The organism is Achromobacter sp. NCFB-sbj8-Ac1-l (assembly GCF_052695805.1).
Window position 1 is genome coordinate 614,647 of sequence record NZ_CP199812.1, and the last position, 14,462, is coordinate 629,108.

Sequence of the window (14,462 nt, forward strand, 5' to 3'; positions counted from 1 at the left end):
CAAATCAGCAGCTTGACGGGAGATTCTTGAGAGGAGGGGCCGTAGGCCCGGACGAAGATGACGAGGGGGAAGTCCGGAGCGAAGGCTCCGGACCGCAATCGTGGGCGCCCACTCCGCATGCCACCCCCGCCAGGGGCGGCCTACGAAGAAGACGCGAAGAAACAATCAGCTACCCGCACCCTCAGCAGCAGAATCAGCAGAAGAAGCAGAAGAAGCAGAAATGCTCACCTCTCCCACATACCGGCAATCGAGTTCCAAAGACAACTCATCCATCCCCAGAATCTCGACTTCCACAGCCGTCCCCCGCTCCAACTCAGGCATCCCGCCAATCCGAGTCACCAACGGACAATTCGCCAGCCGGATCAAATCCTCGCGCAGCACATGCGCCACCGTCCGCGTAATGTGGTTCTGCTTCAGCCAGCGCAGGCACCAGTAGCGTTCCATCGCGCTCTGGAACTCTGCCCAGGCCGCATATTGCGCGTCGAACGCCCCGATGATCGCGAACAGGTCCGCGTCGCGCGGCTTGAAGGGCGCCACCAGGCGGGCCGACACCCCGTGTTCCACGGCGGCAATCAGCTGCCATTGGTTCACCAGGTCCACATAGCGGCGCAGCGGCGACGTGCTCCACGCGTATTGCGGCACCCCGATAGCTTCGTGCGGCAGCGCCTGCGTGCTCATGCGCACCCGCCCGGCCTGCTGCGAACGGTAGATCCCCGGAACGCCGTGCTGGTTCAGCAGGCCGCCCCACAGGTTGTTCGCCAGGATCATGTATTCGGCCACCATCCGGTCCAGCGGCGCATTGCGCTGGCGCGGCACCAGGCGCACTGGTGTGTCCGGATCGTCGGGGTCGCCGTCCAGGTAGAAGCTGTATTCCACCCGCGAATTGTTTTCCGGCTTGCCGCGCACGTTTTCACGTTGCGCCGACAGCGCCTGCGCCAGCTTCCACAACGGGCGCAGCCAGTGGCCGTAGGGCAGGTCTGCTGCCGGGTCCGACAGGCTTTCTTCCGTGACTTGCGTGTCCAGCATGTTGTGGCGCAGGTTCTCGCGCACCACTACGCGCTCCAGGCGAGTTTCGGACTCAATCACCTCGCCCGTTTCCGGGTTGGCCGTCACGTACAGCGACAGCACCGGCACCTCGCGCCCCGCATCAAGCGAGAACGCGCGGATCACGTTGTCCGGCTGCATCGGAATCTTGTCGCCCGGCATGTACACCGTCGACAGGCGCGCGCGCGCCAGCTTGTCGAACTCGCTGTCGCGCGTGACCGACAGGCCGGGGGCAGCCACGTGCACGCCCACCCGCAGATTGCCGTCCGGCAGCCTCGACACCGACAAGGCGTCGTCGATTTCCGTCGTGGTCACGTCGTCCACCGAATAGATCTCGGCGTCGGACAGCGGCAGTTCGCGGTCGATCGGCGGCAGCTCCAGGTCGGGGAAGGCCAGCCCGCGCGGGAAATTCACGGCCAGGAAGCGGCGCTTGTGCAGCGCCAGCGCGTGCGGCCACGCGCCCAGTTCCAGCAGCAGGCGGTCCGGGCTCTTGCCCAGCTTGGCGCAGGCGGCGTCCAGGGCCTTCCATTGCTGCGAATTCTTGTCCGGGCGGATCAACAGCGACTCGGCGGCCTGGGCGATCGGCTCGGGCAGGCGGCCCGCGGCCATCTCGTCGACCCATTCCTGCTGCTGCTCGGCCTGGCGCTGTTTCTTGTCCAGCGCGGCCAGCGCGGCGGCCAGGATGTCGGGCGGGGCGGGGCGGTAGCGGCCCTTGCCCCGGCGATGGAAATAGGCCGGCGCGCCGTGCAGCCGCATCAGCAGTGCGGCCTGCTCCACCGGGGTGGGGGCATGGCCGAAATAGTCCGCCGCCAGCGTGGGCGTGTCGAATTCTTCCTGCGGCGCGCATTCCCACAGGAATTGCAGGTCCAGGGTCTCGGCGGTCGCGGCCGCCTGGCTCATCAGCGCCGCCGGGTCGGGCGCGGCGAAGGTGAACAGGGTGTTGGCGCGCTTGATCTTGCTGCGCTTGCCCGACTCCGATTCCACCTGCAGGCTGGCGTCGGTTTCAGACAGGATATGGCCGGCCTTGAAGCTGCCGTCGTCTTCGTAAAACACATACATGGTGAGGGTCGTCCTGGGCGGCGCGCACGCGCCGCCTTGCGCAGCTATATATAGAGTGTTGAGTACAGGGGATTATCTGGGGCCATCCGGCTGGGGGCCAAGGGCGAAATCAAGCACCTCGGGCAGCCAGGTGGCGAAGTCGGACAAACCGTGGTCGCTGCCTTGCACGATACGCTGGCGACAGCCCGCGTAGCGATCGCGCATTTCCTGCCAATCCAGCACCTCGTCGCCCGTGGCCGCCACCAGAAAGTAGCGGTCCGGCCGGGTGATGCGGGGTACGTGCAGGGCGGCCAGTTCGTCGACATAGGCGGGCAGGAACACGAACGGCGCGTCGGAATGATACATGCGGTGCTCGCCCACCTGGGTCGCCAGGTCGCGCGCGGCCTCGACGGCGGGGTTCAGCAGCACGGCCTTGCAGCCCAGCTGTTCGGCCAGCCAGGTGGCGTAGAACCCGCCCAGCGACGAGCCCACCACGGTCAGCGCCAGGGAATCGGCCGCCTGGGCCAGTTGGCGGCGGGCGATGTCCAGCGCCAGCTCGGCAGCTTCGCGCGGGCTGGCCGGCAACTGTGGGCAGGCCCAGTCGGCGGCCCGGCCGCGCTCGGCCATGGCGTCGGCCATCATGCGGGCCTTGAACGAGGTCGGCGACGAACGGAAACCGTGCAGATAGAGAATCATGTCGTGCCTTTCGAGTGGCCGGGCAGGAGGCGGGCGGCGCCTCAGCCGCGCGGTTCCAGCGCGGCGAGCAGCTTGCCGTGGATGCCGCCGAATCCGCCGTTGCTCATGACCAGCACCTGGTCGCCGGGCCGGGCGGCGTGCGCCACGGCCGCCACCAGGGCGTCGATGTCATCGTAACTGGAAGCGCGTTCGCCCAGGGGCGCCAGCACCTCGGCCGGATTCCAGCCCAGGGCGTGCTTGCCGGCGCGGGCGCCAAAGCAGAACACCAGGTCGGCGTCGGCCAGTGATTCGGGCAGGCGGGCCGCCATGGCGCCCAGCTTCATGGTGTTGGAACGGGGTTCCAGCACGGCCAGGATGCGGGCCGACCCGACCTGGCGGCGCAGGCCTTCCAGGGTGGTGGCGATGGCAGTGGGGTGGTGCGCAAAGTCGTCATAGACTTTGACGCCGTTGACCGTGCCGCGCAGTTCCATGCGGCGCTTGACCCCGCCAAAGCGTCCCAGCGCCTCGATGCCCTGGGCCGCCGGCACGCCGATGTGTTCGGCCGCCGCCAGCGCCGCCAACGCGTTCATGCGGTTGTGTTCGCCGGTGAGCGTCCAGCGCACGGTGCCCGGCGAGGCGCCATCGTGCAGTACCTCGAAAGCGCCGTCCGCATCGGGGGGGGCGGCCTGCCAGGCGCCATCAGGACCGAACGTGATGGTTTCCGACCAGCATCCGCGCGCAATCACGCGATCCAGGGCGTCGGATCGGGCGGGGCGCAAGATGCGACCGGTCGCCGGAATCGTGCGCACCAGGTGGTGGAATTGGGTTTCGATCGCCGCCAGATCGGGGAAGATGTCGGCGTGATCGTATTCCAGGTTGTTCAGAATGGCCGTGCGGGGGCGGTAGTGCACGAACTTGGACCGCTTGTCGAAGAATGCGGTGTCGTACTCGTCTGCCTCGATCACGAAGGGGCGGCGGGCCGGGTCGTAGCGCGCCGACACCTGCAGGTCGGGGGCCACGCCGCCGATCAGGAAGTTGGGCGCCATGCCCGCGGCTTCCAGGATCCAGGCCAGCATCGAGCTGGTGGTGGTCTTGCCGTGGGTGCCGGCCACGGCCAGCACGTGCGCGCCGGGCAGGATGTTGTCGCCCAGCCATTGCGGGCCGGACACATAGCGGGCGCCGGATTCCAGAATCGCTTCCATCAGCGGGTTGCCGCGGCTGACCACGTTGCCGATGACGTACAGGTCGGGCTTGAGCGCCATCTGTTCGGGGCCGAAGCCCTCGATCAGCTCGATTCCCTGTTCGGACAACTGGGTGCTCATCGGCGGGTACACGCCCGCGTCGCAACCGGTGACCTTGTGGCCGGCGGCGCGCGCGATCAGCGCCAGGCCACCCATGAACGTACCGCAGATGCCAAGAATGTGCAGGTGCATTGAAAACTCTCCTGACCTGCATTGTATATATAGGCAGCGGCCGCACCGGCGCGTCGGGCAGGCCTGGCGCGGTTGCGGCGCAAACCGGCTGCAACGGTTATGATCGCGCCATGAATCGACGCCTACTCCTTTCCGCCGGCGTGGCCATAGCCGCCACGGTCGCGGGCGGCTACACGCTTCTGGGCCGCAACAAGCCCCAGCCCGCACCGGCAGCCGCTGCCGACGATCCCGTCGCCGGCCTGATGCAACTGCAACTGCCCGACCTGAATGGCGCCTCCCACTCGCTGGCCGCCTGGAAAGGGCAGCCCATCGTCGTCAATTTCTGGGCCACCTGGTGCGCGCCTTGCGTCAAGGAAATGCCCGAACTCGACGCCTTGCAGAAAAAGTACCCACAAATCCGCTTTGTCGGCATCGGCGTCGATTCCGCCGCCAACATGCAAAAATTTGTCGAGAAAGTACAGGTTTCCTACCCGTTGTGGGTCATTGGGGCAGGGGCCATCGATACCCTGCGCAAACTGGGTAATCCCAGTGGCGGCCTGCCATTTACCATCGTTTTCAATGCAGATGGCAGCATTAACCGGAAAATACTGGGCGAAATCCAGCCCGACGACTTGAACCAGACGCTGTCCGGCCTCAAGGCGTAAGTCTGTTGGACAAATAATAGGAATTGGCGTAAAAAGCTGGTTTATCGGCTGTTTTGCCAACAATTGGCAATCCACTCATTGGCAAGCGCATGGCGCAAAACATACTGGTATTGCATGGCCCGAATCTGAACCTGCTAGGCACCCGGGAACCTCACATCTACGGCAGCCTCACGCTGTCCCAGATCAACGAGGGGCTTGAGTTGCTGGCGGGCGAATTGGGCGCCACGCTGACGGCGTGGCAAGGCAATCACGAAGGTGCGCTGGTTGACCGCATCCAGGCGGCCCGGCAAGACGGCACGGACTTCATCATCATCAACGCGGCGGCATATACGCACACCAGCGTCGCGATCCGCGATGCGCTGGCTGGGGTCGCGATCCCATTTATTGAAGTACATTTGTCCAACCTGTATAAGCGAGAGCCCTTCAGGCATCACTCATATCTGTCCGACTTGGCAGTAGGCCTCATCAGCGGCCTGGGCGCGGATGGCTACGAAGCGGCTCTGCGTTACGCAGTGCGGCACTGATCTCGCACCAACTCATCGCTTTTACATCTTATATGGCGCGAACCCGAACACCGGGACGTTGCCGACACTATCTCGGGAAGCAGCTTCTATGGACCTCCGAAAACTCAAAACCCTGATCGACCTGGTGGCTGAATCGGGTATCGCCGAGCTGGAAATCACCGAAGGCGAAGGCAAGGTTCGCATCGTCAAGTTCTCGCAGACCTTGCAGCCGGTGGCCTACCACCAGCCCGAAGCCGGCGTGCCCGCCGCGCCCGTGGCTGCCGCAGCCCCCGCCGCCGCTGCCGCCCCGGCCGCGGAAGCCGCCCCGGCGATCCAGGGTCACGTGGTCAAGGCGCCCATGGTCGGCACCTTCTACCGCTCGCCGAACCCGGGCGCCGCGCCGTTCATCGACGTCGGTTCCACCGTCAAGGAAGGCGACCCGCTGTGCATCATTGAAGCCATGAAGCTGCTCAATGAAATCGAAGCCGACAAGTCCGGCGTCATCAAAGAAATCCTGGTCGAAAACGGTGAGCCCGTCGAGTACGGTCAACCCCTGTTCGTCATTGGCTGATAGCTGAAAATGTTCGAAAAAATCCTGATCGCCAATCGGGGCGAAATCGCCCTGCGCATTCAGCGCGCTTGCCGCGAGCTGGGCATCAAAACCGTGGTGGTGCACTCCGAGGCCGACCGCGAAGCCAAGTACGTGCGCCTGGCCGATGAATCCGTGTGCATCGGGCCTGCGCCGTCGCGCGACAGCTACCTGAACATGCCCGCCATCATTTCGGCGGCCGAAGTCACGGATTCCGAGGCAATCCACCCGGGTTACGGGTTCTTGTCCGAAAATGCCGACTTCGCCGATCGCGTCGAAAAGAGCGGCTTCGTGTTCATCGGCCCGCGTCCCGACACCATTCGCCTGATGGGCGACAAGGTCAGCGCCAAGCGCGCCATGATCGAAGCCGGCGTGCCGGTGGTGCCGGGTTCCGAGGGCGCGTTGCCCGACGATCCGCAGGAAATCATCCGCACCGCGCGCGAAGTGGGCTACCCGGTCATCATCAAGGCCGCCGGCGGCGGCGGTGGCCGCGGCATGCGCGTGGTGTACACCGAGGCCGCGCTGCTGAACGCCGTCACCATGACGCGTTCGGAAGCGGGCGCCGCGTTCAACAACCCTGAAGTCTATATGGAGAAGTTCCTCGAGAACCCGCGCCATGTGGAAATCCAGGTGCTGGCCGATGGCGGACGCAACGCCGTGTGGCTGGGCGAACGCGACTGCTCCATGCAGCGCCGCCACCAGAAGGTCATCGAAGAAGCGCCGGCCCCGGGCATCGCCCGTCGCCTGATCGAGCGCATCGGCGACCGCTGCGCCGACGCCTGCCGCAAGATGGGCTACCGCGGCGCCGGCACGTTCGAATTCCTGTATGAAAACGGCGAGTTCTATTTCATCGAAATGAACACCCGCATCCAGGTCGAACATCCGGTCACCGAACTGATCACCGGCGTCGACCTGGTGCAGCAGCAGATCCTGATCGCCGCTGGCGAGAAGTTCACGCTGCGTCAGCGCGACATCGTCTTCAAGGGCCATGCGATCGAATGCCGTATCAACGCCGAAGATCCGTTCCGCTTCGTGCCCAGCCCCGGCCGCATCACCAACTGGCACACGCCGGGCGGCCCGGGCGTGCGCATCGATTCGCACGCGTTCAACGGCTATTTCGTGCCGCCGAACTATGATTCGATGATTGCCAAGGTCATTACCTACGGCGATACGCGCGACCAGGCGCTGGCCCGCATGCGCACGGCGCTGTCGGAAATGGTGGTGGAAGGCATTTCCACCAACATCCCGCTGCATCGCGAGCTGCTGCAGGATGCCCGCTTCGTCGAAGGCGGCACCAGCATCCACTATCTGGAAAACAAGCTGGCGCAGCGTCCCTGACCAGCCGAAGGGGCCTCGTGCCCCTTTTTTACCGCCTTGATCAAGGCGTTGCCTTAACCGGCTGACCGGGCCGCGGCGTTTGCCGCGGCCCGTTGGCCAGATGGAAGAATCATCATGCGTGAACTCGTGCTCCACTGCCAGGAGGCGCAAGCCGAGGCCCTGTCCGACGCGCTGCTCGAAGCCGGCGTGCTGTCGGTCTCTGTCGAAGATGCCGACCTGGGCACCGACGACGAGCGGCCCCTGTTCGGCGAGCCCGGCACCGAGCCCGACGTGCAGGCCTGGGAGCGCAACCGCGTCGTGGCGCTGTTGCCCGACGGAGCCGACCCCGCGCAGATCATGGAAGAAGCCGCCGCGGCGGGCGAACTGGACCCGGCGCTGTTTGCCGGCTGGAGCCTGCGTGACGTGCCGGACGCCGACTGGGTGCGCCTGACGCAATCGCAATTCGGCCCGATCCACATCGCCGAACGCCTCTGGATCGTGCCCAGCTGGCACCGCGACAGCCCGGATGTGCCGGGGCTGCAAACGCCTGCTGCCGACGACGGCGCCATCCATATCGAACTCGATCCGGGCCTGGCCTTCGGCACCGGCAGCCATCCCACCACCCACCTGTGCCTGGCCTGGCTGGAAGCCGAACTGCCGCGCGGCGCGACCGTGCTGGACTACGGCTGTGGCTCGGGCATCCTGGCCATCGCTGCGCGCAAGCTCGGGGCCGGTCCGACGCAGGCGGTCGATATCGACGCCCAGGCGGTGCAGAGCACCGTCTTCAACGCCGAGGTCAACCACGTCGAGCTGCAGGCCATGTTGCCTGACGGCCTGGCCGACGGCACCTTCCAGGTGGTCGTGGCCAACATCCTGTCCAATCCGCTCAAGGTGCTGGCGCCCATGCTGGCCGGCCGCGTTGCCGCGGGGGGGCACCTGGTGCTGTCCGGCGTGCTGGAGCGCCAGGCCGAAGAAGTGGCCGCCGCCTACGCGCCCTGGATCGCCATGTCGGTCTGGCGCGCCCGCGACGGCTGGGTCTGCCTGCACGGCCAGAAGGCCTGAGCCGGGCCGCGCAGGATCGCATCATGGCCCTGACCACCCGCTGCCCGCAATGCGGCACCTCGTTCAAGGTCGTGCCCGACCAACTGCGGGTCCGCAACGGCCTGGTTCGCTGCGGCGCCTGCGCCACGGTGTTCGACGGCCGCGCCTGCCTGCTGCCCGAATCGGCAACCACCCCGGCAGACCTGCCGTCCGCCGCTGGGCCGAAGCCAGCGGGCGCCGCGCCCACGGTGGCCGTGCCCGCCGCGGCCGTGCCGTCGGCGCCGGCGCCGTTCTCGGCCCCGCCCATCGCGGCACCCGTGTTGGCAACGCCCGTCGCGCTGCCGCCCCTGGCGCGCGCCGACGAGGCGCCGGTGGTGCAGCGGCCGTCCAGCGAAGCCCCACCGTTGCCCGCCATCCCGCCCGCCGTCCTTCGTGGCCGCGATGACATCCGTCGCCGCATCGAACCCGACGCCGTGTTGGCGCAAGAGGGCGATGACGACGAAGACGAAAACGAAGACCTGGATCGGTACGACGACGCGCCCGCACCGCGCTGGCAGGAGCCGGCTGCGCCGGCCTGGCGCGACGAGCCCATCGTGGCGGTTCGCGACACTCCGCCCGCCGCGCATGGGAATGCCCCGCGCAGCCCGGCGCCTGCCGAACCGGTTTTCGTGGTGCGCGACGAGCCGCGCGACGAGCCACGCGACGACCCTGACGCCGACGCCGATCCCGAGGACGATCCGGACGCCGATCCGCGCGAGCCGATCCTGGGCGATGCACGTACCCGCTATTCCAGCGCCACCGACGTCGGCCGCGCACCCCCCGAATTCCTCGACCAGGACCGGCAGGAACGCCGTGGCCTCATGCGCAAAGTCTGGGGGTACGCCTGCCTGGTCGGCCTGATCGCACTGGGCCTGCAACTGCTCTACGTCTATCGCGTCGACATCGCCAATTCCGTGCCCGTGCTGCGCCCGGCGCTCGAAGCCGCCTGCAAGCCCATGGGCTGCACGGTCGGTTATGCCCGCCGCCTCGAACGCATCGCGATTTCCTCGTCGTCGCTGCAACCGCCCACCGGCGCGGCCGCCATCGACGACGGCCGCACGCGGCTGGTGCTGAACCTGGTGCTGCGCAACCGCTACGACAAGCCCCAGCATTGGCCCGCGCTGGTACTGGACCTGACCGACCTGTCGGACACGGTGGTGGTGCGCCGCGTGCTCATGCCCGAGAACTACCTGACGCCCGACCAGTTGCAGGGCCCCTTCGGGCCGGCGGGCGAACTCAAGATTTCCGTGCCGATTGAGGTGACGGGTGTTCAAGTCAACGGCTATCAACTCGACAAATTCTTTCCGTAAAGGATGACATTCATGGCGACCCCTGTTCTGGTCTGCGGTTCGATGGCGTTCGACACCATCGCGGTGTTCGAAGGCCGCTTCAAAGAGCACATCCTGGCCGACCGCATCCAATCCCTGAGCGTCTCGTTCCTGGTGCCCAGCATGCGCAAGGAATACGGCGGGTGCTCGGGCAACATCGCCTACAACATGAATCTGCTGGGCGGCAAGCCCGTGCCGGTGGCCACCGTGGGCGAAGACGCCGGCGAATACCTGGAACGCCTGACGGGCCTGGGTATCGACGTCAGCCGCGTCAAGGTCGTGAAGGACACCTTCACCGCCCAGTGCTTCATCACCACCGATCTGGACGACAACCAGATCACCGCCTTCCACCCGGGCGCCATGTCGTTTTCGGCCACCAACGACCTGAGCGATGCCGACGCCGCCTGGGGCATCGTGGCTCCGGACGCCAAGGAGGGCATGTTCGCTCATGCCGAGCGCCTGCATAAGCGCGGCATTCCGTTCATTTTCGACCTGGGCCAGGCCATGCCGCTGTTCGACGGCGCCGACCTGGAACGCATGCTGGGCCTGGCGCAGGCCCTGACCGTCAACGATTACGAAGCTGGCGTGGTGGAGCAGCGCACGGGCCGCAGCATGGCCGACCTGGCCACCCGGCTGCAGGCCGTGGTGGTGACGCGTGGCGCCGAAGGCGCCACCCTGCTGACCGAAGGCAAGACGATCCAGATCCCGCCGGTGCGCGCCACCCAGGTGGTCGACCCCACCGGTTGCGGCGACGCGCAGCGTGGCGGCCTGCTCTACGGCCTGACCAGCGGCTGGAACTGGGAAGACAGCTGCCGCCTGGGCAACGTCATGGGTGCCATCAAGATCGCCTCGCGCGGTCCGCAGAACCACGCGCCCTCGCGCGCCGAGATCGACGCGGTGCTGCACGCCACCTACGGCATCCACCTGCCGCTCTGATCGCCGTTTCGGCGGGCAAAGGACCCTTCGGGAACCTGGGCGCGCCGCCATGGTCGAATACGTCGTGATATGACCCGGCCGCCGCGGCTTTTTTCCGCCGCGGCCGGTTTTGCAAACGGCTTTTCCGCCCGTGGCGGTGCGTTTCAGTGTGTTGCACGTTAGGCTGCCGCCCTGTTTTGGCGGAGTATGATCAGTTCGTCGGCAGTGCCCGAACGAGGAGTCCAAATGAACCAAAGCAAAACCCTTTCCCTGTTGACGCCGCGTACTGGCCGGTGGCTGGCCGTGGCTGCTGTCGTGACCTCGATGGCCGTCTTGGGCGGTTGCGCCAATCCCAGCGCCTCCAGCGGCGTCTATAGCTACGACCAGGCCCAGCGCGAGCAGATCGTCCGCACGGGCACGGTCACGGGCGTGCGCCCGATCGTCATCCAGAACGACAAGTCCAGCGGCGTCGGCATGCTTGCCGGCGGTGCGCTCGGCGGTGTGGCGGGCAATGCGGTCGGCGGCGGCACGGGCCGCACCATCGCCACCGTCGGTGGCGCCATCCTGGGTGCCCTGGCAGGCAATGCGGTGGAAAATCGTGTTGGCAAGAATTCCGGCTACGAAATCACGGTGCGCCTCGATAACGGCGAAACCCGCGTCGTGGCCCAGGAAGCCGACGTGCCGATCAGTGTCGGCCAACGCGTCCAGGTCATCAGTGGCGCCGGCCCGACCCGCGTCACGCCGATGTAAGCCTGTTGGCCAGCCTCTGGCAGCAAAAAGCCCGCGCAAGCGGGCTTTTTTGCATTTCAAGGGCCGGTTCAGCAACCGTGGCGCGGGTTTAGCCCCTGGTCAGGGTGGTAAGAATCTGTCGCTCCGCTGCAACGCAGCACCCGGTATTTACCCGCAGGCGTTACGTTTACGAGCCTTTTATAGCGAATTGGTCTGTAAGTTTCATGGCGATTCAACGTTTGAAGTGCCATGATTGCACCCGTGAGCGATCTCGACGCGCGATTTTCATGTAACCAAGTGCGTCGGCAGGTCGGTCCAAGTGGCGGTGGAAGTCAGTCGATTTTCAACCGTTTTTTTGTATACTCGCCGTCCTGTATCTCGGGGCGGGGAATGTTTTGCCGACGAGGCAACGCGTAACGCCGCACTATTTATGTATACCGAGCAAGAACTCCACACCAAGATCGGCGAGATCGTCGAGTCGATCGTCCTGAAGAAAGTCACTCCCGATACACAACTGATTGCCACCGGCCTGGTCGATTCGCTCGCCGCCGTGGACATCACGCTGGCGGTCGAGGCGGAGTACGGCTGCAGCATCCCGGCTCCCGAGATCGCAGAGCACCTGCAGTCGGTCCGCACGCTCGCCGGCTATGTCGCTGCCAATCTTTCGTAATACCCGCCTGTTGTCCCACGTCGCGGCTGCCACTACGGCGGTGGCCCTGGCGTATGGGGCCTACTGCGGCGCGGATGACCTGCTGACCCGCATCGTCAGCCCGGTGTCCACGGTGGCGTCGGACAAAAGCAACTATCTGCCCAATCTGGGGCCGGATTGGGGCACGCAGCACGTCAACCTGACCCGGCTGGGCAATGCGCTCAGCGACGGCACGCTGGTGGTGCTGGGGTCGTCCGAACTGTCCAGCCACGACCTGCGCTTCGTGCCTTATCGCTTCTTCCCTGAAGAACTGAAGGTGCCGACGCTGGCCTATGGCCACGCCATGTTCCAGTCCTACGGCATCGTCAGCGTGCTGGAATCGGTGGCGGATTCGCTGACGCCGAATACGCGGTTGGTGATCATGGTATCGCCGGCGTGGTTCGCTTCGGGCGGCCAGTTGCCGCGCAGCGCGTTCGCCGAACACGTGACCGGCCCCGTCTGGGATCGCCTCTGGGACAAGCCCAGCACGCGCGAGCAGATGCAGAACTGGATCACCGACAACGCCAATTGGGGCTTGTTGTGGTTGATCGCCAATGGCCAGGTCGCCGAGCTCAAAGACAAGCTGGCGCTGTGGTGGAACGCACGCAAGGAACCCGCGCCTGATCGGCCGCGCAGCAAGCTGTCGGTGCCGGCGCACCGTTTCGTGTCGTGGCCGTCGTCGGCGCGGCTGAATGCCGGGCAGTGGTCGCGCCTGACGCATGAGGCGCGCGAGGTCGAGCATCAACTGGGCAGCAACAATCCCTACGACGTGCGCGACGACTACTACAAGCAGTATCTGGCGTCGCTGTATTCGCCAGCCCGCAACGAGTTTGCCGACGTCGATCCGATCACCCGCACCGAGCTGGGCGACCTGTCGCGCGTCATGGCCTTGCTGCAAAAGCGCAAGGTCAAGGCCTACTTCGTGATCCAGCCGTTCAACCCCAAGCTCATCCTCGACGTCGAACGCTTCGACCCGGTGGTGGCCGCCATCACGGGCATGTGCACGCGCTACCAGATGGGGTGCCTGGACCTGTACAGCATTCCCTTCGAACCCGGCATGGTGCGTGATGACATGCATTTGGCCGAGCTCGGTTGGGCGATGGCGGACCAAGGTATTGCGGAGTACTTTTCCCGATGAAACTCTTTCGTAAGGCCGATCCGGCTGCCGGCGACGGCGCCCAGGATCAAGGCGCCCGCAAGTCGGGCTTGGCGTGGGGCCGGCGTTTCTTCTGGCACCTGTGCCTGTATATCGGGGTGATCCTGGTGTTCGTGCTGCAAGCGCAGCCCACCACGGGTAGCGGCGGACCTATCAAGGTCGAATTCCAATACCAACAGTTCTGACCGCAGCATGGAATTGTTCGCAAGCTTGAGCTTTTTCGGCGGCGCCCTGTGCGGCGGGCTGGGCCTGTTGGCCTATCGGTCTTTCGGCATGCCGCTGCGCATCGGCTATCGCCACATCATCGGCGTGATCTGCCTGGGCGTCTGGATGGCCGTATTCTGGGCGCGGCCCTACCAGCCGCTGGCGCTGCTGGCGATTTCGGGCACGGCGTTGTGGGCTGTGCGCCGCAACTACATCCCCACCTGGCTGGCCGTCGTCATCACCATGACGCCGCTGCTGCTGGTCAAGACCGGGGTATCGCACCTGGGCGCCATGCTGGGGCTGTCGTTCGCCACCTTTCGCGCCATCGACGTATTGCTGTTTGCCCAGCGCAATGAACGCATCTCGCCGCTCGACTATTTCATCTACCTGTTCTTCCCGCTGACGCTCCTGGCCGGGCCGATGTACCGCTGGCGCAATTTCCAGGCCGACCTGAAGCGCGGCTACGAAGGCGTGAACCTCAATACCTGGCTGACCGGCCTGGAATTGATCATGCTGGGCGTGATCCAGAAATTCGGCCTGGCCGAACTGATCTGGCGCTACGGCCTGGCGACCCTGGATGCGCACGACTACACGTTCAGCGGCGTGGCGCTCAATGCCTCGCTGTACAGCGCCTACCTGTTCTTCGATTTCGCCGGCTATTCCACGATGGCCATCGGTATCGGCATGTTGTTCGGCTTCACGCTGCCGATCAACTTCCGCAACCCGCTGGCCACGCTCAATCCGCAGGACTTCTGGCGCCGTTGGCACATCAGCCTGTCCGAGTGGCTGCGCGACGTCGTGTTCATGCCGATCTACAAGGCGCTGAGCAAGACGCCGTTCTTCGCACGCCATCGCATGGCGGCGCAGAACATCGGCATCTTCGCCACGCTGCTGGCCATGGGCGTCTGGAACGGCTTGTCGCTGCACTACATCGTCAGCGGCCTGATGTTCGGGGCGTATTCGGTGGGCCACAACCTGCTCATCAACGCTGCCCGCACGCGGCCGGCGCTGCAGGCCACGCTGGCCCATCCCGTCATGCGCTTTCTCGGGCGCATCCTGACCCTGATTCTCGCTGCCCTGGCGCTTTACGTGTTCAGCGGCCGCAGCCCCATCTGATGC

15 protein-coding genes are annotated in these 14,462 nt (G+C 65.6%); 12 read left to right on the forward strand and 3 right to left on the reverse strand.

Going from position 1 to position 14,462, the window contains the following annotated elements:
* Positions 1-165: 165 nt before the first annotated feature.
* The 3 genes from ACUDP5_RS02880 to mpl all read right to left on the reverse strand — a co-directional run bounded on the left by ACUDP5_RS02880 (position 166) and on the right by mpl (position 4,190).
* The gene (locus tag ACUDP5_RS02880) at positions 166-2,103 is read right to left on the reverse strand and encodes a ribonuclease catalytic domain-containing protein (RefSeq protein ID WP_445658122.1); all 1,938 of its coding nucleotides are present in this window, start codon (positions 2,101-2,103) and stop codon (positions 166-168) included.
* 72 nt (positions 2,104-2,175) lie between these two features.
* Complete coding sequence (locus ACUDP5_RS02885) at positions 2,176-2,778, reverse strand: YqiA/YcfP family alpha/beta fold hydrolase (RefSeq protein WP_263914368.1); 603 nt, start codon at positions 2,776-2,778, stop codon at positions 2,176-2,178.
* A 41-nt stretch (positions 2,779-2,819) separates the two neighbouring features.
* Positions 2,820-4,190 (reverse strand): UDP-N-acetylmuramate:L-alanyl-gamma-D-glutamyl-meso-diaminopimelate ligase, encoded by a 1,371-nt coding sequence (gene mpl / locus ACUDP5_RS02890; protein WP_445658123.1) that lies wholly within the window; start codon positions 4,188-4,190, stop codon positions 2,820-2,822.
* Positions 4,191-4,300: 110 nt separating this feature from the next.
* On the opposite strand from mpl, the gene ACUDP5_RS02895 reads away from it, so the two are divergent.
* The 12 genes from ACUDP5_RS02895 (at position 4,301) to ACUDP5_RS02950 (ending at position 14,459) form a co-directional block, all read left to right on the forward strand.
* Positions 4,301-4,834, forward strand: a complete 534-nt coding sequence (locus tag ACUDP5_RS02895; RefSeq protein ID WP_263914365.1) for a TlpA family protein disulfide reductase — start codon at positions 4,301-4,303, stop codon at positions 4,832-4,834.
* Positions 4,835-4,923: 89 nt separating this feature from the next.
* Positions 4,924-5,358, forward strand: coding sequence for a type II 3-dehydroquinate dehydratase (gene aroQ, locus ACUDP5_RS02900; protein WP_025137627.1), 435 nt, complete (start codon positions 4,924-4,926; stop codon positions 5,356-5,358).
* An 88-nt stretch (positions 5,359-5,446) separates the two neighbouring features.
* On the forward strand, positions 5,447-5,908 hold the full coding sequence (gene accB / locus ACUDP5_RS02905) for an acetyl-CoA carboxylase biotin carboxyl carrier protein (RefSeq protein ID WP_263914363.1): 462 nt from the start codon (positions 5,447-5,449) through the stop codon (positions 5,906-5,908).
* Positions 5,909-5,917: 9 nt separating this feature from the next.
* Positions 5,918-7,264: an acetyl-CoA carboxylase biotin carboxylase subunit gene (accC, locus tag ACUDP5_RS02910; RefSeq protein WP_263914362.1), complete on the forward strand. Its 1,347-nt coding sequence runs from the start codon at positions 5,918-5,920 to the stop codon at positions 7,262-7,264.
* A gap of 114 nt (positions 7,265-7,378) precedes the next feature.
* On the forward strand, positions 7,379-8,305 hold the full coding sequence (prmA, locus tag ACUDP5_RS02915; protein WP_263914361.1) for a 50S ribosomal protein L11 methyltransferase: 927 nt from the start codon (positions 7,379-7,381) through the stop codon (positions 8,303-8,305).
* A gap of 23 nt (positions 8,306-8,328) precedes the next feature.
* On the forward strand, positions 8,329-9,633 hold the full coding sequence (locus tag ACUDP5_RS02920; protein ID WP_445658124.1) for a DUF3426 domain-containing protein: 1,305 nt from the start codon (positions 8,329-8,331) through the stop codon (positions 9,631-9,633).
* A 12-nt stretch (positions 9,634-9,645) separates the two neighbouring features.
* Positions 9,646-10,587: a carbohydrate kinase family protein gene (locus tag ACUDP5_RS02925; protein WP_263914358.1), complete on the forward strand. Its 942-nt coding sequence runs from the start codon at positions 9,646-9,648 to the stop codon at positions 10,585-10,587.
* 225 nt (positions 10,588-10,812) lie between these two features.
* Complete coding sequence (locus ACUDP5_RS02930) at positions 10,813-11,316, forward strand: outer membrane lipoprotein (protein WP_025137621.1); 504 nt, start codon at positions 10,813-10,815, stop codon at positions 11,314-11,316.
* Between the two features lie 409 nt (positions 11,317-11,725).
* A complete protein-coding gene (locus tag ACUDP5_RS02935) occupies positions 11,726-11,965 on the forward strand; it encodes an acyl carrier protein (protein ID WP_445658125.1) in 240 nt (79 codons plus the stop codon).
* Positions 11,943-13,121: a D-alanyl-lipoteichoic acid biosynthesis protein DltD gene (locus ACUDP5_RS02940; protein WP_263914357.1), complete on the forward strand. Its 1,179-nt coding sequence runs from the start codon at positions 11,943-11,945 to the stop codon at positions 13,119-13,121. The genes ACUDP5_RS02935 and ACUDP5_RS02940 overlap by 23 nt, the downstream gene beginning before the upstream one ends.
* Positions 13,118-13,324, forward strand: coding sequence for a hypothetical protein (locus ACUDP5_RS02945; protein WP_263914410.1), 207 nt, complete (start codon positions 13,118-13,120; stop codon positions 13,322-13,324). The genes ACUDP5_RS02940 and ACUDP5_RS02945 overlap by 4 nt, the downstream gene beginning before the upstream one ends.
* Positions 13,325-13,331: 7 nt before the next feature.
* Positions 13,332-14,459, forward strand: coding sequence for an MBOAT family O-acyltransferase (locus tag ACUDP5_RS02950; RefSeq protein WP_445658126.1), 1,128 nt, complete (start codon positions 13,332-13,334; stop codon positions 14,457-14,459).
* Positions 14,460-14,462 lie beyond the last annotated feature (3 nt).